This window comes from Streptomyces genisteinicus (assembly GCF_014489615.1).
GTDB classification, from domain to species: domain Bacteria; phylum Actinomycetota; class Actinomycetes; order Streptomycetales; family Streptomycetaceae; genus Streptomyces; species Streptomyces genisteinicus.
This window is the reverse complement of record NZ_CP060825.1, coordinates 116177-135759: the sequence shown is the minus strand read 5'-3', so window position 1 is coordinate 135759 and position 19583 is coordinate 116177. Positions and strand designations below refer to the sequence as shown.

At 75.5% G+C, this 19583-nt stretch carries 20 protein-coding genes; 12 read left to right on the top strand and 8 right to left on the bottom strand.

Features of this window, described 5'->3' with window-relative positions; genetic code table 11:
- Positions 1-91: 91 nt before the first annotated feature.
- The 5 genes from IAG43_RS00645 to IAG43_RS00625 form a co-directional block, all read right to left on the bottom strand.
- The gene (locus IAG43_RS00645) at positions 92-994 is read right to left on the bottom strand and encodes an aminoglycoside phosphotransferase family protein (protein WP_187738780.1); all 903 of its coding nucleotides are present in this window, start codon (positions 992-994) and stop codon (positions 92-94) included.
- A 73-nt stretch (positions 995-1067) separates the two neighbouring features.
- Positions 1068-1517 (bottom strand): hypothetical protein, encoded by a 450-nt coding sequence (locus IAG43_RS00640; RefSeq protein WP_246574009.1) that lies wholly within the window; start codon positions 1515-1517, stop codon positions 1068-1070.
- A 77-nt stretch (positions 1518-1594) separates the two neighbouring features.
- On the bottom strand, positions 1595-2923 hold the full coding sequence (locus tag IAG43_RS00635; protein ID WP_187738779.1) for a hypothetical protein: 1329 nt from the start codon (positions 2921-2923) through the stop codon (positions 1595-1597).
- A 236-nt stretch (positions 2924-3159) separates the two neighbouring features.
- A complete protein-coding gene (locus tag IAG43_RS00630; RefSeq protein ID WP_187738778.1) occupies positions 3160-3759 on the bottom strand; it encodes a hypothetical protein in 600 nt (199 codons plus the stop codon).
- A gap of 207 nt (positions 3760-3966) precedes the next feature.
- Complete coding sequence (locus tag IAG43_RS00625) at positions 3967-5271, bottom strand: amidohydrolase family protein (protein WP_246574008.1); 1305 nt, start codon at positions 5269-5271, stop codon at positions 3967-3969.
- A 333-nt stretch (positions 5272-5604) separates the two neighbouring features.
- On the opposite strand from IAG43_RS00625, the gene IAG43_RS00620 reads away from it, so the two are divergent.
- The 8 genes from IAG43_RS00620 (at position 5605) to IAG43_RS00585 (ending at position 12690) form a co-directional block, all read left to right on the top strand.
- Entirely contained in the window at positions 5605-6186 is a 582-nt protein-coding gene (locus tag IAG43_RS00620; protein WP_187738776.1) for a TMEM165/GDT1 family protein, read from the top strand.
- Between the two features lie 78 nt (positions 6187-6264).
- Positions 6265-6489 carry a hypothetical protein gene (locus IAG43_RS00615; protein WP_187738775.1) on the top strand — a complete coding sequence of 75 codons (225 nt, stop codon included), beginning with the start codon at positions 6265-6267 and terminating at the stop codon, positions 6487-6489.
- Positions 6490-6648: 159 nt separating this feature from the next.
- Complete coding sequence (locus IAG43_RS00610; RefSeq protein WP_187738774.1) at positions 6649-7515, top strand: FG-GAP repeat domain-containing protein; 867 nt, start codon at positions 6649-6651, stop codon at positions 7513-7515.
- A gap of 366 nt (positions 7516-7881) precedes the next feature.
- Complete coding sequence (locus tag IAG43_RS00605) at positions 7882-8535, top strand: DUF642 domain-containing protein (RefSeq protein WP_187738773.1); 654 nt, start codon at positions 7882-7884, stop codon at positions 8533-8535.
- A gap of 443 nt (positions 8536-8978) precedes the next feature.
- Positions 8979-10241: a lycopene cyclase family protein gene (locus tag IAG43_RS00600; RefSeq protein ID WP_187738772.1), complete on the top strand. Its 1263-nt coding sequence runs from the start codon at positions 8979-8981 to the stop codon at positions 10239-10241.
- A complete protein-coding gene (locus IAG43_RS00595) occupies positions 10219-10950 on the top strand; it encodes a methyltransferase domain-containing protein (RefSeq protein WP_187738771.1) in 732 nt (243 codons plus the stop codon). The genes IAG43_RS00600 and IAG43_RS00595 overlap by 23 nt, the downstream gene beginning before the upstream one ends.
- 108 nt (positions 10951-11058) lie before the next feature.
- Entirely contained in the window at positions 11059-11649 is a 591-nt protein-coding gene (locus tag IAG43_RS00590; protein WP_187744232.1) for a helix-turn-helix transcriptional regulator, read from the top strand.
- Positions 11650-11757: 108 nt separating this feature from the next.
- The gene (locus IAG43_RS00585) at positions 11758-12690 is read left to right on the top strand and encodes a class I SAM-dependent methyltransferase (protein ID WP_187738770.1); all 933 of its coding nucleotides are present in this window, start codon (positions 11758-11760) and stop codon (positions 12688-12690) included.
- Positions 12691-12742: 52 nt separating this feature from the next.
- Here the strand turns inward: IAG43_RS00585 and IAG43_RS00580 are convergent, their stop codons facing one another.
- Complete coding sequence (locus IAG43_RS00580; RefSeq protein WP_187738769.1) at positions 12743-13453, bottom strand: ABC transporter ATP-binding protein; 711 nt, start codon at positions 13451-13453, stop codon at positions 12743-12745.
- On the bottom strand, positions 13450-14535 hold the full coding sequence (locus IAG43_RS00575; protein ID WP_187738768.1) for an ABC transporter permease: 1086 nt from the start codon (positions 14533-14535) through the stop codon (positions 13450-13452). The genes IAG43_RS00580 and IAG43_RS00575 overlap by 4 nt, the downstream gene beginning before the upstream one ends.
- A 170-nt stretch (positions 14536-14705) precedes the next feature.
- On the opposite strand from IAG43_RS00575, the gene IAG43_RS00570 reads away from it, so the two are divergent.
- Both IAG43_RS00570 and IAG43_RS00565 read left to right on the top strand, forming a co-directional pair.
- A complete protein-coding gene (locus tag IAG43_RS00570) occupies positions 14706-15929 on the top strand; it encodes a sensor histidine kinase (protein WP_187738767.1) in 1224 nt (407 codons plus the stop codon).
- The gene (locus IAG43_RS00565; protein WP_187738766.1) at positions 15926-16561 is read left to right on the top strand and encodes a response regulator; all 636 of its coding nucleotides are present in this window, start codon (positions 15926-15928) and stop codon (positions 16559-16561) included. The genes IAG43_RS00570 and IAG43_RS00565 overlap by 4 nt, the downstream gene beginning before the upstream one ends.
- 79 nt (positions 16562-16640) lie before the next feature.
- Here the strand turns inward: IAG43_RS00565 and IAG43_RS00560 are convergent, their stop codons facing one another.
- Complete coding sequence (locus tag IAG43_RS00560; protein ID WP_187738765.1) at positions 16641-17201, bottom strand: TetR/AcrR family transcriptional regulator; 561 nt, start codon at positions 17199-17201, stop codon at positions 16641-16643.
- Positions 17202-17316: 115 nt separating this feature from the next.
- Here IAG43_RS00560 and IAG43_RS00555 point away from each other — a divergent pair, with 115 nt between their 5' ends.
- Positions 17317-18585 carry an MFS transporter gene (locus IAG43_RS00555; RefSeq protein ID WP_187738764.1) on the top strand — a complete coding sequence of 423 codons (1269 nt, stop codon included), beginning with the start codon at positions 17317-17319 and terminating at the stop codon, positions 18583-18585.
- Entirely contained in the window at positions 18582-19544 is a 963-nt protein-coding gene (locus IAG43_RS00550) for an LLM class flavin-dependent oxidoreductase (protein ID WP_187738763.1), read from the top strand. The genes IAG43_RS00555 and IAG43_RS00550 overlap by 4 nt, the downstream gene beginning before the upstream one ends.
- Positions 19545-19583 lie beyond the last annotated feature (39 nt).

Here is a 19583-nt window from a genome sequence, read left to right as displayed (position 1 = left end):
GATCCGCCACCGCCCGGACCCCCGCACCCCCCGTCCCGGCACCGCTCGCACGCCCTTCTCCGTCGCGGCACGTCCGCAGCCCGCGCCCGGCTCAGGCGACCTCCGCGAGAACCGCCCGCAGCCGGGCGGTGCATTCGCCGGCGAACGCGGGGAACGTGTGCCGGTAGTACGCGATCCCGCTGACACCGACCGCGACGGCCCAGGCACGGGCGCGGTCCCAGGTGGCGCCGTCCAGGCCGAGCGCGTCCCGGTACGCCTGCCGGGCCTCCGGCGGCAGGTCCCAGACCGTGGAGTGCTCGGCGTCCGGCAGGCCCACCGACAACGCCCCGAAATCGATGACGGCGTGCAACCTGCCCTCCCGGACCAGGAGGTTGGTCGGCTTCAGATCCCCGTGCAGCCACACGTGCGGCGCCCTGGAACCGGGCAGCTCCAGCGCGGCGCCCCACAGCCCTTCCAGGGTGTCGAGGTCGAGCCCGGTGTCCCCGGCGGCGCGGCACGTCGCGAAGTCGCGGGCCACCCACGGGGCGCACGCACCAAGATCGCCGCCCCGGTACCAGTCGAGGTCACCCGCACGGGTGGCGCCCATCAACCCGATGCCGTGCAACTCCCCGACGAAGGCGGCGAGATCGGCGCCGAAACCCGCCCAGTCGGCCACGGTCGCGGGGCCCGCCTCCTCACCGTCGATCCACCGGTGCACCGACCACGGCAGCGGATATCCGCGCCCGGGCGTCCCCGCGTGCACGGGCTCGGGCACCGCCCGGCCGAGCAGCGGCGCCAGACGGGGCAGCCAGTGCCGCTCCTTCGCCAGCGACCCTGCCGCCCCGGCGGTCCTGGGCAGCCGTACGAGGAGGTCGTCGCCCAGCCGGTACATGGTGTTCTCCGTGCCCGCGCCGGCCGGGGCAAGCGGCAGCCCCGCCCACTCGGGCCGCTGCTCCCGCAGGAGTTCGCGCACCACCGCGCCGTCGACCGGGACCTCGTCGTCGTGAAGTGTCATCCGGCGAGTCTCGCCCGGCCGCCTGCCGCCGGGCCATTCGGTTTCTCGCAACCGGCTGGACCACCCCGCGTGTTCACCGTCCGAACAGGAAGTACTCCGCGGGCACGAACACCTCATGGCCCGTCCGGAACCGGACGCGCACCCCCGCGGCCGTCCACTCCGTGGTGTCGACGCCCCGCACCGCCTGGAAGGCGCTCACGTCGACCCAGTGCCCGTACGACAGGCCGGGATCCCTGCCGATCACCAGCCGGTAGCCGTGCCGTCCGGACAGCGTGTGCTCGTGCACCAGTCCCAGGTAGTGGCGCGATCCGTCGTCGTACTCCACCGACGCCGGAGCCTCGGCCCGGTGGACCACCTCGTGGCGGGGCCACCACATCACCGCCATGAACGCGGCGGTCAGCAGGACACCCCCCGCGGCGCCCAGCAGCACCCGGACGACCCCGCCCCAGCGGCCGGGGCGCACGGCGGGGCCGGGCGGCCCGGAAACGATCGCGGTGATGACGGCCTCCCCGTTCGCACCCACAGCGGACGGCGACGAGGACGCCCCGCCGCCCCCGACCGGTTCCCGTGACCCAGGGATCAGGAACGGAGAGGGAGAAGTCAGGACAGGCGGGCACGGAGGGAGGCTGTCGCGGCTGCCAGCTGCGGGGGAGGGACGGGGAATACGGTGAGGGCTGCTCTCACGTGCTCGGGTCTGGCGCAGGGGTCCCCGTGCACGGCGAGGAGGGCATCCTCGGGGGGCATCGGAGCGAGGGAGCGGTGCCAGGCGTGCCGGGCGGTCCCGGTGGCGTAACGGGCCGTCAGCCGTTCCAGCGGTGACAGGTCGAGTCGGCGTGCGAGGCGGCCCAGGCCCGAGGCGACCAGGTCGCATATGTCCGCGTGGCGGGCCGTGTTGTTGCGGCGGTCGTCACGGACTTCGTAGATCACCGCGTAGACGAGGTCCCTTTCCCGCTCGGTGGTGGGCGCGGGGAGGGCGGTGTGCTGCCAGAAGGCGTCGACGGAGGCCGGAGCGATACCGCCACCGGGTACGGGTGCCTCGTCGACCGCCATGCGGACGGCGCCCAGGGCGACCGCCGAGGCGGAGAGTTCGCGACGGAGACCGAGGCGGGGATCGTCCGCTCCGGGCACCTCGGCGGCTGCCCGGCGTACTGCCTCCACGGTCGGCCCGTCTGTCCACACGACGCCGAGGCCGTCCGTCTCCGCGCGGAACTCGTGGCCCAGCCGTATGCCCAGTGCTTCCGCTGCCCGCCGTGCGTCGCCCCCGTCGGTACCACCGTCCTCCGGCGGCGCCGGGTATCCGGTGGCGGCCGCTGCCGCTTCCCACTGCTCGCGGGTGATGCCGGGGTTCAGCGCCGTGACGACCTCGTGGGTCAGGGGTCCGGAGGCGAAGACGTGACGGACCGCGCCGAGGTCGACCACGGTCGAGTAGTACCTTGCCAGCCATTGCTGGAACGCCTCGGGAGTGCCGTCGGCGAGAAGGCGGAAGAGGCGGTCGGCCCCGTCGTCGTGGCCGTCGTACTCGATATCGCCGACCTGCCACCGGTCGTCGTCCGACTCCCGCCACAGGCAAGCCGTCACAGGCAGGATCCCCTCCCGCACAGACGAATCCAGGAACGGCCGAAAGGCCCGGGGCACCGCATCGACCACCCCGGGCCACACGGTTCCGTCACCGAGGAACGGGCTCATCGGCGACAGGTGGTCGAAACCCCGGATACAGGCACCGCCGTCGGTGAAGAGAACGCTGTAGGCGCCTCCGCTCCCGTCGTCCATCCGGGCCACCTCCTGTCCGGGCACGCGCCGCGCGTCATGCCGGTGCAAGCGGTACGGGTGCTCCGGCCGCAGGATCTCCTCCACCAGCGCCATCGCACGGCACAGGGCACGCAGTGCCGGAACCTCCGGAAGCAGCCGGGCCACATCATGAACGGTCATGGAGGCATTCCAGCAGGCGTCCCGGACAACAGCGAGGGCCCGGTCCACCGACCGCGAGGGCGCCGGCGCGGCGACACCGATCACCTGCTTGCCGACGGCGAGCGGCGCGACACCTGCCCGGCATCCGGGACGCCGGCACCCGCCGGAGCCGACACACTCAACCCTCGCCCGGTGCACGGGAGCTGTGCCGGAGCCCGGACGTCGTGACCAGGGCCACCAGCCCCCTCCACGACCTCTCAGTACCGACGCCGCAGTCGTTCGCGTACCTCGGCCACCACGTCGCCGAACCACTCGTCGTCCTCGTCGGCCGACAGGCGGGCAACCGACTCGGCCTTCAGCTCCCGCCCGAAGGCGTACGGGAACAGCGGGTCCTGGAAGCAGGAGTTCGTCAACGGGTCGTAGCCCTCCTCCTCGCAGAAGTCGAGGAAGCCTTCCGAAACCCACCACGTGCTGCCGTCGCACCAGAACACGCTGCTGGCCCGGTGGAGGGTCTCGCCGCTCTCCTCGTCCGTGACGGTCGTGCGCAGTTCGTCGTCGTTGCGTACGAGAGCGACGAGGCCGGCGGGGACGTCCCGGTAGAACATCTCCATCGTGGGGTAGTCGTCCGGGGAGGGTGTGGTGTCCGCGATCCCCTCGTAGGTCAGCAGCAGCACCTGCCGGTCCGGGGCGAAATACCACACCGCCCACTGCCCGATGCCCTGGTCGAACTCGTAGCGCCGCGCGCCGCGCACCTCTCTGACGAAACGGGGGCCGAGCGTCTCGCTGACGGCCGCCACTCGTCTGCGCACCTCGCCGGGCGGAGTGCCTCGCAGGGCCTCCCATGTCTCATCTGCCATGGCCCAAGGGTAGGAAGTCGTGCAGGACGACCCCGGCCCGACCGGCTCGGCTTCCTCACGCAGCAGGCGCGGCGCCACCGCCGCGCGACCGGCTCCCGGTGGCGGCGCCCGACCGCCGGCGCCAGGCCCCGCTCACCATCGCCCGCCTGCGGACGGGCCACACCTGCGCCCGCCTCGCCGCTGGGTTCGCATCGGTACCACGGCGGACTACCGCTGGGGCACGAGGCCGGGCAGTCCCGCGTCCCGGAGCACGCCCGCGCGGTCGATCGCCACACGGCCCTCCTTGACGACGGCGTGGATCGTCCGGGGATCACCGAGGGAGTCGATGTCGGCGAGGGGGTCGGTGCCGCAGACCACGAGGTCTGCCGTCCGTCCGGCGGTGAGCGATCCCACGGTGTCCGCGACGCCGCAGAGTTCGGCCGCGTCGGCCGTCGCGGCACGGATGGCCTTGAGCGGGGTGAGCCCGCCGAACCGCACCATCAGGCCGAGCTCCCGCAGGTTGGCGCCGTGCGGGGCGGTCAGCCCCGCGTCCGTGCCCAGTGCCACCCGCACCCCGGCGTCCACGGAGCGGGCGAAGGACTCCTGGGCGGTGCGGTGCCAGCGGACCGCCTTCTCGTACACGGCGGGCGGCACCCGGGCGGGGTCGGGTTCCGCCATCGTCTCCAGGAGGGTGGGGACGAGGAACTGGCCGCGCGCGGCCATCTCCGCCCGCAGTTCGTCGGTGAGGGCGTAGCCGTGCTCGATGCTCGCGACCCCGGAGCGGACCGCGGCGGCGATGCCCGCCTCGCCGATCGCGTGCACCGCGACCGGCAGCCCGCCGTAGGCGGCGGCCTCCTCGACGGCCGCGCGCACCATCTCCGGGCGCAGACCGAGCCACTCCGGCCGGTCGTGCGGCGAGGTGACACCACCGCTGGTGGCGAGCTTCACGCAGTCGGCCCCGGCGGCCACCAGCGCACGGACACGGGCGCGGATCTCGTCCACGGTGTCGACGATGTTCCCCGGGCTGCCGGGGAGGGCGACCGCCGCCTCCAGCCCGTCGAGGCCGCCGGGCAGGCGGAAGTCCGCGTGCCCCGCGGTCTGGCTGAGCATCGCCACGGCGACCAGCAGCCGGGGGCCCTCGACGCGCCGCTCGGCCACGGCCCGGCGGAAGCCCGCGTCGATGCCCATCAGATCGCGTGCGGTGGTCACCCCGTTGTGCAGGGTGGTGCGCAACCGGTCGAGGACCTTCAGCACCCGGTAGCTGACCGGTTCGCCCACGCCCGCCGCCGGACTGCCGGCCGGACCGGGCAGCGCGAAGTGGACATGCACGTCGAAGAACCCCGGGCACACCGTCCGCCCGCCGAGGTCCACACGCACGGCGCCCCGCAGCTCGGGACCGTCCGGCAGGTGCTCGGCGGGACCGCACCAGCCGATCCGCGGGCCGTCGACGACGAGCGCGCCGTCCACGACCGGCGGGGCGCCCGTGCCGTCGATCAGCCGGGCGTTGTGCAGGACGACAGGAGACCCGTTCACGGTGGTCCTTTCTGCCCGCGCAGTGCTCCGCTTCATGGTCCCCGCACCCGCGGGGACCGCAACCGGTGGGAGTGGCCGGCCGCCTGCCTGTTACCCTGGGCGGCAGCGAAGGGGAGTAGTCCCGAGAACCGCTGGTCGACACACTGGGAGCCTCCGGGCCCCCCGGCCACCGGGCCGCCGCGTACTCAGCGGGGGCGGACGAGACCTTCGGCCAGGCATGACGCGGCCCCGCATGTGCGCGGGTCGCACCGTCGTGCCGGGCCGAGTGGTTCCTCCCGTCGCCCCCTGGGTGCCGCACGAGCCGACGGCCCGGCCCCAGCAGAAAGCAAGGGAATGACCTTCGACCCCCTGGCGATGCTCACCGCCTTCGGGCTGATCTTCCTCGCGGAGCTCCCCGACAAGACCATGTTCGCCTCCCTCGCCATGGGCACCCGGATGCGGCCGCTGTACGTCTGGCTCGGCACCTCCACCGCCTTCGTCGTGCACGTCGCCATCGCGGTCGGCGCGGGCAGTCTGCTCGGTCTCCTGCCCGAGACGGCGGTCAAGCTCGTCTCGGCGGCCCTGTTCGCCTTCGGTGCGTTCGTCCTCCTCAGGGGCGGTGACGACGACGAGGAGGAGGGTGGCGCCAGGACCGTCACCGGCTTCTGGCCCGTCTGGACCACCGCTTTCACGGCCGTGTTCATCAGCGAGTGGGGCGACCTCACCCAGATCACCACCGCCAACCTCGCCGCCACCAACGGCTGGCTCCCCACCGCGATCGGCTCGGCGCTCGCCCTGATGTCGGTCTCCGCCCTGGCGCTGCTGGTCGGCCGCTTCATCGCGCAGCGCGTGCCGCTGAAGACCGTGCAGCGCATCGGGGCCCTGTGCATGGCCGGCCTCGCCGTCTGGACGCTCGTCGAGGCCTTCACCGTCTGACCCGGCCCCCTGCTGCGACGGCCACCCCGCCCGCGGGCGGGGTGGCCGTCGCAGCAGGGGCGTCGCAGCCTGGAAGACATGAGAACCGCACCGGTCGTCGTGCACAGGCCCTCCGCGACGGGCGGCCGCCGGGTCACCGTCCACACCCAGGGGCGCGACGAGATACTCGGGACCGCCTATTCGGACCACGACCTGGTCGTCTTCCTGGAAGCGGCCGGGATCGTCGATCCGGACACCGTGCTCGACGACCCCCGCTGGGTGGAGTGGCGCGGCGGGCACGCCCACCACTGGAGCGCCGCCTGACGCCCGTCACCGCCGCCCGGCGGTGGCGCAGGGGTACGCCTCCTGGCGGACCGGACCCGTGACCGCCCGGGGTCTACGTGGCGCGGACGGCCTGTGAGAGGGTGCTGATCATCCTGGCCGTGCGACGGCCGGCAGAGGGCACGGCAGGGGGGCTTCATCATGATCGACCGGCGCCGGAACACGCTCAGGGGCGTGCTCGTGGCCACCGCCACCGCGCTCGCCCTGGCCCTGACGGCCCAGAACGCCGCCGCCACCGGCGGCGCCGCGCCCGCCGGAGAGACACGGACGCCCAGCTTCTCGATGAAGGGCGTCCACCGGCAGACCGCCGAACCGTACCTGTACTTCACGGACCGGGCCGGCGGCTTCGCACCCGGCCGCCACGTCGCCGTCGGATACGGCACCTTCGCCGACTCCGTCGACGTGGACAACGACCGCGACGGCTGGAGCGACGGCACCTGGAACCTGTACAAGGACGGGACCCTCGACTACAGCTGGATCGACGACCGGCTCGCCTACCACAGCAAGCAGGTCGGCACCGGCTGGGACACCTACACCGAGGTCCTCTCTCCGGGGAACCTCGGCGGCGCACGCGAGGCGGACCTCGTCGGGCGCGACGGGGACGGCGTCCTGTGGCTCCACCTCGCCCGTCCCGACGGCACCCTCACCGCCCGTCACCGCGTCGGCGGCGGCTGGGGCCGGTACACCCAGCTCGCCGGGCAGGGGGACCTCACCGGCGACGGCCGGCCCGACGTCGTCGCCCGGGACGGCTCCGGCGTCCTGTGGCTCCACCGCGGCACCGGCGACCGCGCACAGCCCTTCGCCCCGCGCACACGCGTCGGCGGCGGCTGGAACGCCTACGACCGGCTCCTGTCGGTCGGTGACCTCGACGCGGACGGCACACCGGACCTGATCGCCCGCACGCCGGACGGCGTCCTCCTCCGCTACTCGGGCACCGGCACCGATGCGGAGATCTTCGCGGAGCCGGTCGTCATCGGCCGCGGGTACCACGTCTACGACCTCCTGTGACGGACGCCCGCCCCGGCCACGGGTGACGGGCCCCGTACCCGTGGCAGGACGTTCCGCGGTGCTCCGCGCCGGCGGTGGAGGCACGGCCCGGCTCCGCACGCCCCGGCGCGAGCGCCCCGCGCCGGACGCCGCGGGCCGCTGCCGTGAGCGGTGGTGTCACCGCAGGCCGGGGCGGACGCCGGCGGGGGAGCACATGCGGCCCGTCCGCGCTCCCGGTCACCCACATGGCCCCGTCCTCACGGCCGCGGCCCCCCACCGGGCCCGACCGGCATGCCCTTGGCGGGACCCGGCGCCTTTCCGCACACTCCGAGGGGGTTCTCGCACGGGGCCCCGCAGTGAGGCGACACACCTGACCGGAGGGCCCTGATGCGTCATCTGCGCACGTCCGTCACCGCCGTGTGTGCAACCGTCCTGTCCGCAGCGGTACTTGTGCCCGCGACCGCTTCCGCCGCCCCCGCGCCCGCCCCCGGTGCGGGCGCGGGCGCCTTCACGACCGGAGTGGTGTGGGCCGACGGCTTCGAGGAGCCGGTCGTCCCCGCCCCGCAGCCGTTCACCGGCCATCCCGCCGGGGGAACCGTCGGCGCCTGGACGGTCGGCACCGGCAGCGTCGACCTCGTGTCGGACCGGCTGTGGGACGCGGCCGAGGGCCGCCAGTCCGTCGACCTCAGCGGCAACGGCCCTGGCAGCATCTCCCGGACCGTGCCCACCCACCCGCTCACCACCTACGTCGTCACCTACCGGCTGGCCGGCAACTCGGGCCGCCCGCCCGCCGTCAAGACGGGCGAACTCCGCGTCGACGGCGCCGTCGTCGACGACCTGACCTTCGACACCACCGGCCGCACCCCTCGCGCCATGGGCTGGGAGCAGCGGACCGTCTACTTCACCACGCTGCTCCGCACCTCCGCGACCCTCACCTTCTCGAGCACCACGGAGAGCAACGGCGGCCCCGTGGTAGACGACGTGACCGTCCGCAGCTGCCTGCTCGTCCTCTGCCCCTACACGACGGCCGCGGTCCCGTAGCCCCCGGTCGCGTCCGAATCCGCGGCGCGGCCGGGGCACGGCCGCGCCGCTGCCCGTCCGGCGCACGCGCCTGTGCCACCCTGGGCGGGCCGCCGGCGCCCCCGGTGCGCGGCGGACCGGCAGCGTGCTCCCCTCCGACGTGCCCGCGCGCATCCGAGGAAGGCGCCCGGTCCGAAGCAACGGTGCACGACGGCAGGGCACATCGGCAGCGGACGACCGGAGCGAGGCGTGGACGACCCCGGCACCAAGGTTCCAGATCCCGGCACAGGGGTTCCAGACCCCGGTGCACAGCCGGCCTCCGGCACGGGCCACCCGGCCCCCGGCGCCCCGGCCCCCGGGACCGGCACGCACCGGACGGCGGCCCCCGGGACCGGCACGCACCGGACGGCGGCACCGGGCGGCGGCGACGCCGCCACCTGCGGACGCGCCGGACGGCGGGCCGGGTGAGCGGCCTCCCCGACCGGTCCACCGGCCTCCACTCCGACGTCGTCATCCTCGGCGCGGGCGCCGCGGGACTCAGCCTCGCCGACCGGCTGGCACGCGCCGGCACCGCCACCGTCACCGTGGTCGAACCCCCGGACGGCCCGTCGAGGCCCCCCGAACGCACCTGGTGCTTCTGGGACACCGAGGCGGACGACGTCGAACCGGCCGTCGAGGCGTCCTGGTCGCGGCTGCGGATCCACGCGCCGGACGGCGGGTCCACCACCGTCGACCCGCACCCTCTCAGCTACCGCATGGTGCGCTCCGAGCCGTTCGAGCGGCTGGTCCATGCACGGCTCGCGGCCTCCCGGGTACGCGTGCTGCGGGCCACGGCCGGCACCGTGAACGCCGTCCGCGGCGGGGCCGAGGTGCGCTGCTCGGCCCCCGGCACGGGAACCCTCACCCTGCGGGCCCGGCTCGTGTTCGACTCGCGCCCCCTGCGGACGCTGCCCCCGGCCCGCACCACCCTGCTCCAGCACTTCAGCGGCTGGTTCGTACGCACCGCGTCCCGGCGCTTCGACCCCGCCGTCGCCGACCTGATGGACTTCCGGGTCCCGCAGCCCGGCCACGGACTCGCCTTCGGATACGTCCTGCCGCTGGCGCCCGACCGCGCCCTGGTCGAGTACACCGAGTTCTCCCGGGCGCCGCTGACACCGGCGGCGTACGCGGCGGCCCTGAGCCACTACAGCCGCAAGATCCTCGGCCTCGGCGCCTTCACCGTCGACGCCACCGAACACGGCGTCATCCCGATGACGGACGCCCGCTTCCCACGCCGGATCGGGCCCGGCGTGTTCCGGATCGGCACCGCCGGCGGGGCCACCAGGCCGTCCACCGGCTACACCTTCGCCGCCGTGCGGCGCCAGACCCGGGCCATCGCCGACGGCCTGCGCGACGGACACACGGTCGTCCCGGCTCCCCACGGGCGGCGCGCCCTCGCCATGGACGCCGTGCTGCTGCGGGCACTGGACACCGGGCGGATCGACGGCCCCGCCTACTTCACCCGGCTGTTCCGCACCACGCCCGCCGAACGCCTCCTGCGCTTCCTCGACGGCGGCACCTCGGTCCGGGAGGAATGGGGCATCGGCCTGCGCGGACCCGTGCTGCCCATGCTCCGCACCGTCGCCGAACTCCCGTTCCTGCCCCGCCGGGCACGCCCCGCGGCCACCGCCCCCACTGCCCCCACCGATCCGGAGAAGAACGCAGATGACGCTGCTGCACGACCGTGAGCTGGCCGGTGCCTTCGACCACGCCGCACCCGGATACGACCGGCTCACCGCCCTCAACCCCGGCCACCGCGCGGACCTGCTGCGCTCCGCACGCCGGCTGCGGCTGCCCGACCAGGGGGCCGGGCTGCACATCCTGGACCTGGGGTGCGGCACGGGAGCGTCCACCGCGGCACTGCTGCGGGCGGCGCCCCGCGCCCGGATCACGGGCGTGGACGCCTCCGCCGGCATGCTCCGGCAGGCACTGCGCAAACCGTGGCCCCGGAGCGTGGACTTCCGCCACCTGCCGGCGGAGGAGCTGACGCCCGGCACCGCCGGACCGTTCGACGCGGTCTTCGCCGCCTACCTGTTCCGCAACGTCAGCGACCCGGACCGCGTCCTCGCGACGGTCCGCGCCCTGCTCCGTCCCGGCGGGCGGCTCGCCGTCCACGAGTACAGCCTCAGCGGTTCGGCGGTCCACCGGGCCGTGTGGACGGCGGTCTGCCGCGGGGTGATCGTCCCCGCGGGCACCCTCGGCGGCGACCGGGCGCTCCACCGCCATCTGTGGCGCAGCGTCCTCGACTTCGACACCGCCCCCGCCTTCACCCGCCGCCTGGCCCGAGCGGGCTTCCTCGACGCGCGCGCGGTCCCGGTCGCCGGCTGGCAGACCGGCGTCGTGCACACCTTCGTCGCCCGCAACGCCCCGGCACCGCCCGCCGCCCCGTCTCCCTGACGGTCCGCCGGGGACGCCCGGCGGACCGGTCCCGGGCGGCGCCGCGCCGGGGGAGGCCGCACCCGTCCGGCACCGGAACCGGGGAACGCCTTCCCGAAACGGCATATGATGTTGCCCATGACGCAAGGCAGCGACGAGCTGGACACCCTGGTACGCCAACGGATCCGCGCACTGCGCGTGGCCCAGGGCTGGTCGCTGGAGGAGCTGGCCGTGCGGGCCCGGATCAGCCAGTCCACGCTCAGCCGCATCGAGAACGGGCGGCGCCGCCTGGCCCTGGACCAGCTCGTCACCCTGGCCCGGGCCCTGGACACCTCGCTCGACCAGCTCGTCGAGACCGCCACCGACGACATCGTCACCAGCCCGGCCGTCGACGCGGCCCACGGGCTGATGCGCTGGCCCATCAAGGCCGAACCGGGCATGACCGTGGTGCGCCAGCGCATGACCGAACCGCCCCCGGGCAACGCGTCCCGCATGCGCGCCCACCCGGGGCGCGAGTGGCTGGTGGTGCTCTCCGGGACGGCGGTCCTGCTGCTCGGCGACCGCCGGCTGCGGATCGAGACCCACCAGGCGGCGGAGTTCCCGACCATGCTGCCGCACGCGATCGGCGCCGAGGGCGGGCCCTGCGAGATCCTCGGCATCTTCGACCGGGACGCACGCCGCGGGCACCGGCCCGGCCGGACGAAGAGCGCCGAGGCGTGACCTGCCTGGCGTGACCTTCTTGCGCCGGACGCCTCGTCCGGGCCCGATGCCTTGCGCATCCCGCCGCACCCGCCGCGCCCGGGGCACCCGCCCGCCTAGCGTGAGCGCATGACCCACGCACACCCCCGCTCCGCGCACACGGATCACGAGCCCACCGGCCCCCACGGAGACACGGCGCACACCGCACACACCCACGAACCGCACACCCACGAGCCGCACGCGCACGAGCCGCACGCGCACGACCAGGCGGAGATCCTCGACCTGGACGCCGAGGTGCTCGCCGAGCACACCGCGTCCGTCACCGCCTGGCTGCCCGTCACGGACGCCCCCCGGCACATCGTCGACCTCGGCTGCGGCACGGGTGCCGGCACCCTCGCCCTGCTCGACCGCTTCCCGGGAGCGCGGGTGACGGCCGTCGACACCTCGCCCGCCCATCTGGAGCGGCTGCGGGAGAAGGCGGCCGCGATCGGTGCGGCCGAGCGGGTGCGCCTCGTGCACGCCGACCTCGACGCGCCGCAGTGGCCCGCACTCGGCACGCCCGGACTGGTCTGGGCCTCCGCCTCGCTGCACCACCTGGCCGACCCCGGCCGCACCCTCGCCCGGGTCCGCGAACTGCTGGCGCCCGGCGGGCTGTTCGCCGTCGTGGAACTTGCCGGCTTCCCCCGCTTCCTGCCCCCGGACGCCCCCGCGGAGGCCCCCGGCCTCGAGGAGCGGTGCCACGCGGCACTCGACCGCCACCACGCCCGGGAGCTTCCCCACCGCGGCGCCGACTGGGGGCCCCTGCTGACGGCCGCGGGCTTCACGGTCGAGGGTGAACGCACCGTCGCCGTGGACATCGGCCCGAGCCGTGACGAGACGGTCGTCCGTTACGCGCTCCAGGGGCTGCGCCGCCTGCGCGACGGCGCCGCGACCGCCCTCACGGCCGGCGACCTGGCCGCCCTCGACGCGCTGCTCGACGCCGACGGCCCGCGCGGCATCCCGGGCCGCGGCGACGTGGGCGTGCGCACCGAACGCACGGTGTGGGCGGCACGCCGCACCTGACCCGCCCGACCGGGCGCCCCGGCGGGAACGCGCGGGGGAGCGACGCCCCTGCTCAGGCGGGCGGGACGGTCCCCGCCGCCCCGTCCCGCCCGCCCCCCGGACGCAGCCGCCCGTCGTGGATCCCCACGACGCGGTCGGCCGCGCCGAGCAGGGTGCGGTCGTGGGTGACGAGCACCGTCGCGGTGCCCCGTTCGCGGGTGAGCCGGGTCAGCAGGGCGACCACGGCCGCACCCCGTTCCCGGTCGAGGGCGCTGGTGGGCTCGTCGACCAGCAGCACGGCGGGGTCGTTCATCAGCGCGCGGGCGATGTTGACGCGCTGGCGCTGGCCCCCCGAGAGCTGGTGAGGCCGCCGGCCCGCCTCGCCCGCCATACCCACGGCCGCCAGGCCCTCCATCGCCCGGTCCCGCACGGCACGGGCCGGGCGGCCGTCGATCCGGGCCATGACCTGGAGCTGTTCGACGGCGGTCAGCGAGGGCAGCAGATGGGGCTGCTGGAAGACGATGCCGACGGAGCGGCGGCGCAGCTCGGCGCGCTCGGCGCGGGTCAGGTCCGTGACGTCGGTGCCGTCGACCGTGACGCGGCCGCGGTCCGGCGTGACGAGGGTGCCGGCGACCGCCAGGAGGCTCGACTTGCCGGAGCCGGACGGCCCGACGACCGCGGTCACCGTCCCGCCGGGCACACCGAGGGCGACCCGGTCGAGCGCGGTGAGGCGGGCGCCCGCGTCGGGGTAGGTGAGGGTGACATCGGTCAGGTGCAGGCTCATCGGGCGCTCCCCAGAGCGGTCAGCGGGTCGACGGAGGTGATGCGGCGGACGGAGAGGGCGGCCCCGAGCGTGCCCAGCGCGACGGTGACCGCGGCCGGGACGAGGACCGTGCCGGGGGAGAGGTGGAACGGTACGGACGAGTCCGCCAGCAGGGCCCCGGCGCCGGCCGCCAGCGCCGTACCGGCGAGGGTGCCTCCCGTCAGCAGCACCACCGCCTGGCCCAGCGCGTCCTTCAGCAGGCCCGCCGTCGAGGCCCCGAGCGCCTTCAGGACGGCGATGTCACCGCTGCGCTGGACCGTCCACACGGCGAAGAAGGCCCCGACGACCAGCGCGGAGATGACGAGGAGGAAGCCGCGCATCAGTTGCAGGCTGCCGTTCTCGGAGGCGTAGGAGCCGATCGCGGACAGCGAGTCCCCGGTGGTCACCGTCCTGGTCCCCACCGCCCGGTCCACCGTCCCGACCGGCGTCCCCGGCGCGGTGGCGAGGGCGACGACGCCGGCGAACGGGGCGCCCGGCCCCGAACCGGGGGGAGCGGTGTGCCGCCACGAGGCCAGGCTGGTCCAGACGACCGGGGTGTGGCTGAAGAACGCGTCGCCGCTCACCGCCACCACGGTCAGGGCCCGCCCGGCGAGAGAGATGCGGTCTCCCCCGGCGACGCCGAGTTCCCGGGCCGCCGCGGCCGACATCACCACGTCGCCGTCGCCGATCCGGCCGGCGTCCGGGGCGAGCGGCGAGCCGGGCCGCACGCCGAAGGCGGAGACCCCCGCGCTGCGGCCGCCCGCCGTCGCCCTCGTGAGCGTGACGCCGAGCGGTTCGGCGGCCGTCACCCCGGGCGTGTCCGCCCAGCGCCGCCACTGCTCCTCGGAGACGGTGGAGTCCGTCCACGACAGGTCCGCCCCGGCAGGAGTGCCGAACGCGATCCGGTCGGCCGGCAGCCCGGTCACGGCGGAGACGTTCTGCCGTCCCAGCCCCGCCGTCAGTCCGGACAGCAGTCCCACCAGCAGTGTGATGAGGACGATGACGACGCCCATGAGCGCGAAGCGCCCCTTGGCGAACCTGAGATCCCTCCAGGCGACGAACACGGTGCCTGCCTGCCCTTCCCTGCGTCCGATGCGTACGTCCCCACCGTCGCGGCACGCCCAGGCCGCCCGCATCGGGCCGAGGACAGGACATGGCGGGCCGGACGGAGGGCGGCGGACTCCACCTTTCGACAGAGGCCCCGCCGCGGGGGCCTCCGTACGCTGGGGGGACTGTGAACACCACCGCCTCCGCCCCGACCCCCACCACCCGTGCGCTCGCCTGGTGCCTGCACCTGCTGGTCGCGGGCCTGCTCGTCCTCGTCCCGGTGCGGGCGGCGGCCGGCGGCGCCCCGCACCCGGCCGCGGTGGTGGCCGGCGCCGCGCTGTGCGGTCTCGTCTACGCGGCGGGCCCCCTGCTGCCGGCCGTCGGCCGCTCCCGGCGGGCCGCCGCGCTGTGGCTGGCCGCCGTCGGCGGAGTGTGGCTGGTGCTGCTGGCACTCTCCGCCGACGCGGTCTGGCTCGCGTTCCCGCTGTACCTCCTCCAGCTCCACCTGCTGCCCCGCACCGCGGGCGTGGCGGCCGTCGGCGTCACGGCGGCCGCCGCGGCCGGGGGGTTCGCCGCGCACCAGGAGTCCTTCGGCACGGCGATGGTGCTGGGCCCGTTCCTGGGCGCGGCGGTGGCCGTCGCCGTGGTGCGCGGCTACCAGGCGCTGTACCGGGAGAGCGAGGAACGCCGGCGGCTCATCGGCGAACTCACCGCGACCCGCGCCGACCTCGCCGCCGCCCAGCACACCGCCGGCGTCCTCGCCGAACGCGAACGCCTGGCCCGCGAGATCCACGACACCCTCGCCCAGGGCCTGTCCAGCATCCAGCTGCTGCTCCGGGCCGCCGAGCGCACCCTGCCCGGCGCCCCCGGCGACGCCTCCCGCTACGTCGGCCAGGCCCGGCGGGCGGCCGTCGACAACCTCGCCGAAGCGCGCCGCTTCGTCGCCGCCCTCGCGCCGCCCGCCCTCGAAGGAGCCACCCTGGCCGACGCCCTGGCCCGTCTGTGCGCGGCCACCGGCACCCGCGACGGGACCGCGGCGCGGTTCCGCCTCACCGGCGAACCCGTCCCGCTGCCCACCGCGCACGACGTCGCACTGCTGCGCGTCGCACAGTCGGCGCTGGCGAACACCGTCCGCCATGCCGGGCCGGCCCGGGCGGACGTCAGCCTCGTCCACGCGGGGGACCGGGTCACCCTGAGCGTCACCGACGACGGGCGCGGGTTCGACCCGGAGCGCCTTCCGCCGCCCGACCCGCGGACCGGCGGATACGGTCTGAGCACCATGCGGGCCCGGGTGCAGGCCCTCGGCGGCACCTTCACCGTCGCCTCCGCACCCGGCCGCGGCACCGCGCTCACCGCCGTCCTCCCGCTCGACCCGCTCCCCTTCCGCCCCGCACCGGAGGCGCGCCCGTGACCACCGCCCCCATCCGCCTGCTCCTCGCCGACGACCACCCCGTCGTCCGCGCGGGGCTCCGCGCGGTCCTCGAGACCGAACCGGGCATCGCCGTCGTCGCCGAGGCCGCCACCGCGGAGGCGGCCGTCACCCGTGCGGGCCGGGGGGACATCGACGTCGTCCTGATGGACCTCCAGTTCGGACGCGGCATGAACGGCGCGGAGGCCACCGCGCTCATCACCGCCCGCCCCGGCGCGCCCCGCGTCGTGGTCGTCACCACCTACGACACCGACGCGGACACCCTGCCGGCCATCGAGGCGGGAGCCACCGGCTACCTCCTCAAGGACGCCCCGCCCGAGGAGCTGGCCGCGGCCGTCCGCACGGCCGCCGCGGGCCGCACGGCGCTGGCGCCGTCCGTCGCCGACCGGCTGATGAGCCGACTGCGCACCCCGGGCACGGCGCTGACCCGCCGCGAGACGGAGGTGCTCTCCCTGGTCGCGGCGGGCCTGTCCAACCAGGCCGTCGCGGCCCGGCTGCATCTCACCGAGGGGACGGTCAAGTCCCACCTGGCCCGCGTCTACGCCAAACTCGGCGTCGACTCCCGCACCTCCGCCGTCGCCGCCGCCACCGACCTGGGCATCATCCGCCGCTGACGCGGGTCCGCGCGGAGGCCGGCGCGCTCACCGGCGGGGCGGACGGCCCCACCGGCCGCCGCGCGGGCGGCCGGACCCGCTACCGGCCGCCGCGGGACGCGACCGAGTGCACGATCGCCGCCACGTCCGCACGGTCGGCCGGTTCCGCGTCGACGGAGTTGTGGATCGACAGGCCCTCGACGAGCGCGTCGAGGGCCCGCGCCGTGAGCGGGTCGAAGTGCCGGGCGAGCGCCTCCCGGCTGGCCCGCATCCACGACCGCATCACCTCGCGCAGCTCGGGGTGGCGGGTGGCGAAGGCGTACAGCTCGTAGCTGAGCAGCAGATCGCGGTCGGTGCCCCAGACCTTGCCGCAGATGATCTCGACGACGGCGGCCTCCGCCTCCGCGGGGGTGCGGGCCGCCTCCAGCAGCGCTCGGTAGCGGGCGGACACGGTCTCGGCGAGCCGGCCGAACGCGGCGGTGAGCAGGTGCTCCATGTCGTCGAAGTAGTAGGTGAGGGAACCGAGGGGCACTCCCGCCGCCTCGGCGATCCTGCGGAACGTCACCTTGATCGCACCGTGTTCGGCGACGACGTCGAGTGCCGCGTCCAGGATGCGTTCGCGCCGTCGCGGGTCGTTGGGGCCGCGGGTCCTGCCGCTCATCGCCGAGCCTGCCTCTCTTCACCGGCGCCCACCGAGTATGTACATTTGTGCATACTCGGCGGGTGCTCGGACCTGGTGTCTGCCGGACCATACTTCCGAACCCCGCGGAGACCCCGTGACCGACCGTCCACTGCGCCGGCGACGCCATGCCCTGTACCTCTTCTTCTTCCTCACCGGCATCGCCATGTCGTCCTGGATCACCCGGACCCCCGACATCCGCGACCGGCTCGGTGCGTCCATCGCGGAGATGGGGCTGGTCCTCTTCGGCCTCTCGGTCGGCTCCATGGCGGGCATCCTGTGCTCCGGACGCCTGGTGTCGAGGTTCGGCACCAGGCCGGTGATCGCCGTCGGCACCGTGCTGATCGTCACCGGCGTCCTCGTCGTCGCCGCGGGCAGCGCCGTGGCCGCGGGATGGCTGGTCGCCGCCGGGCTGGGCCTTTTCGGCGCCGGCATGGGAGCCGGAGAGGTCGCCCTCAACGTGGACGGGGCTGAGGTGGAGCACCTGACCGGCACCCCCGTCCTGCCCGCGCTGCACGGCTGCTTCAGCCTGGGCACGGTCGTCGGCGGGCTGCTGGGCATGGCGGCCACCGCCGTCGCCTTCCCCGCCCACTGGCACCTGGCCGCCGTGGCGGCGGCCGCGACGGCGATCCTGGTCCACGCCCTGCGCGCGATTCCGGCCGGCACCGGAGCCGTCTCCGGGACCCCGGACCCGGACCCGGAATCCCCGGCCGGCGAGGCGTCCGCACCGGTCTGGAAGGACCGCAGGCTCCTGCTGATCGGCGGCATCGTGCTCGCCATGGCGCTGGCCGAGGGAGCCGCCAACGACTGGCTGCCCCTGCTGATGGTCGACGGGCACGGACTGGACCCCGCGCTCGGCTCACTCGTCTTCGTCGGGTTCGCCGCCGCCATGACGCTGGGCCGCTTCAGCGGCTCCTTCTTCATCGAGCGCTACGGCCGCGCGACCGTCCTGCGTGTCAGCGCCCTGTCCGGGGCCGCCGGACTGGTCCTGGTCGTCTTCTCCGACAACGCCGCCGTGGCCGCGGCGGCCGTCCTGTTCTGGGGACTGGGGGCGTCGCTCGGCTTTCCCGTCGCCCTCTCCGCCGCGGGCGACTCGGGCCCCGGGAAGGCCGCCCGGGTCGGCCTGGTGGCGACCATCGGCTACGTCGCCTTCCTGGTGGGCCCGCCGTCCCTCGGGTTCCTCGGCGACCACTACGGGCTGCGCGCCGCCATGGTCGTGGTCCTGGCCTTCGTCGCCTGCGCCGTGCTCCTCGCCCCCGCGGCCGGCGCCCGCACGTCCGCGACGACCGCCCCGGCACTGCCCCGGCCCGCCGGCCCGGCCGGCGCCCCGGCGGGGCACGCCCCGGACGCGGGGGAGCGGCGGTGAACGGGAACCGCGGCACCATCGGCGTCCTGCTCCCCTGCGACCTCCCCGCGGCCGACGTCATCCCCTTCGCCCAGGACGCGGACGCCCTCGGCTTCGGCGAACTGTGGGTCGCCGAGGACCTCGGGCACCGGGGCGGACTCGCCCAGGCGGCGACCGTGCTCGCCTGCACGCGCAGGATCCGCGTCGGGGTCGGCCTGCTCCCCGCCGGCGCGCGCAACGCAGCCTTCGCCGCCATGGAGGCCGCGACCCTGGCGCAGCTGCACCCCGGCCGCGTCGACATCGCCGTCGGCCACGGCATGCCCGCCTGGATGCGGGACGCCGGCGCCTGGCCGGAGAGTCCGCTGACCCTGCTGTGCGAGTACATCGACGCCCTGCGGACCCTCCTCGGCGGCGGCCGGGCCGACATCCGCGGTCGCTACGTCCGTCTCGACGGTGTGCGCCTGCACCCCTCGGCGGTGCCCGACACGGTCCCCGGCGTCTTCGCCGGGGTCCGCAGCCCCAAGTCGCTCGCGCTCTCCGGTGAATGCGCCGACGGGACCGTGCTCGCCGAGCCCGTCTCGGTGCCGTACGTCCGCGAGGCGCTGCGCCGCATCGCGCCGCGGCGCCCGCACCGGATCACCGCCTACAACGTCGCCGCCGTCGACGCCGACCCCCGCGCGGCGACCGACGCGGTGCGCCCGGCGCTGCGGTCCCTCGGGGACGCCGACTGGAAGCCGCACATCGTGCCCCTCGGATTCCACGGGGAACTCGCCGCGCTGCGCGGGGCCGCCGCGGACCCCGAGGCGTTCGCGCGGGCGCTGCCCGACGAGTGGGTCGGGCAGCTCGCCCTCGCGGGAACGGCCGGGCAGGTCCGCGCCCGGATCGACGCCCTCTTCGGTGCCGGGGTGAGCAGCGCCGTGCTCATCCCGGCGGGCCCGGACCGCCGGGCGTCGCTGGCCGCGCTCGCCGGAGTGCTCTGACGCCGGCCGGAGGGCCACGGGGGCGTGTGGCGAAAGGCG

Excerpts from the sequence above, each read along its gene's own strand:
- IAG43_RS00630 (WP_187738778.1), bottom strand. The coding sequence starts at position 3,759 with ATGGCAGATGAGACATGGGAGGCCCTGCGAGGCACTCCGCCCGGCGAG.
- IAG43_RS00605 (WP_187738773.1), top strand. The coding sequence starts at position 7,882 with ATGCGTCATCTGCGCACGTCCGTCACCGCCGTGTGTGCAACCGTCCTG.
- IAG43_RS00635 (WP_187738779.1), bottom strand. The coding sequence starts at position 2,923 with ATGACCGTTCATGATGTGGCCCGGCTGCTTCCGGAGGTTCCGGCACTG.
- IAG43_RS00610 (WP_187738774.1), top strand. The coding sequence starts at position 6,649 with ATGATCGACCGGCGCCGGAACACGCTCAGGGGCGTGCTCGTGGCCACC.
- IAG43_RS00590 (WP_187744232.1), top strand. The coding sequence starts at position 11,059 with ATGTTGCCCATGACGCAAGGCAGCGACGAGCTGGACACCCTGGTACGC.
- IAG43_RS00580 (WP_187738769.1), bottom strand. The coding sequence starts at position 13,453 with ATGAGCCTGCACCTGACCGATGTCACCCTCACCTACCCCGACGCGGGC.
- IAG43_RS00595 (WP_187738771.1), top strand. The coding sequence starts at position 10,219 with ATGACGCTGCTGCACGACCGTGAGCTGGCCGGTGCCTTCGACCACGCC.
- IAG43_RS00615 (WP_187738775.1), top strand. The coding sequence starts at position 6,265 with ATGAGAACCGCACCGGTCGTCGTGCACAGGCCCTCCGCGACGGGCGGC.
- IAG43_RS00645 (WP_187738780.1), bottom strand. The coding sequence starts at position 994 with ATGACACTTCACGACGACGAGGTCCCGGTCGACGGCGCGGTGGTGCGC.
- IAG43_RS00560 (WP_187738765.1), bottom strand. The coding sequence starts at position 17,201 with ATGAGCGGCAGGACCCGCGGCCCCAACGACCCGCGACGGCGCGAACGC.
- IAG43_RS00620 (WP_187738776.1), top strand. The coding sequence starts at position 5,605 with ATGACCTTCGACCCCCTGGCGATGCTCACCGCCTTCGGGCTGATCTTC.
- IAG43_RS00585 (WP_187738770.1), top strand. The coding sequence starts at position 11,758 with ATGACCCACGCACACCCCCGCTCCGCGCACACGGATCACGAGCCCACC.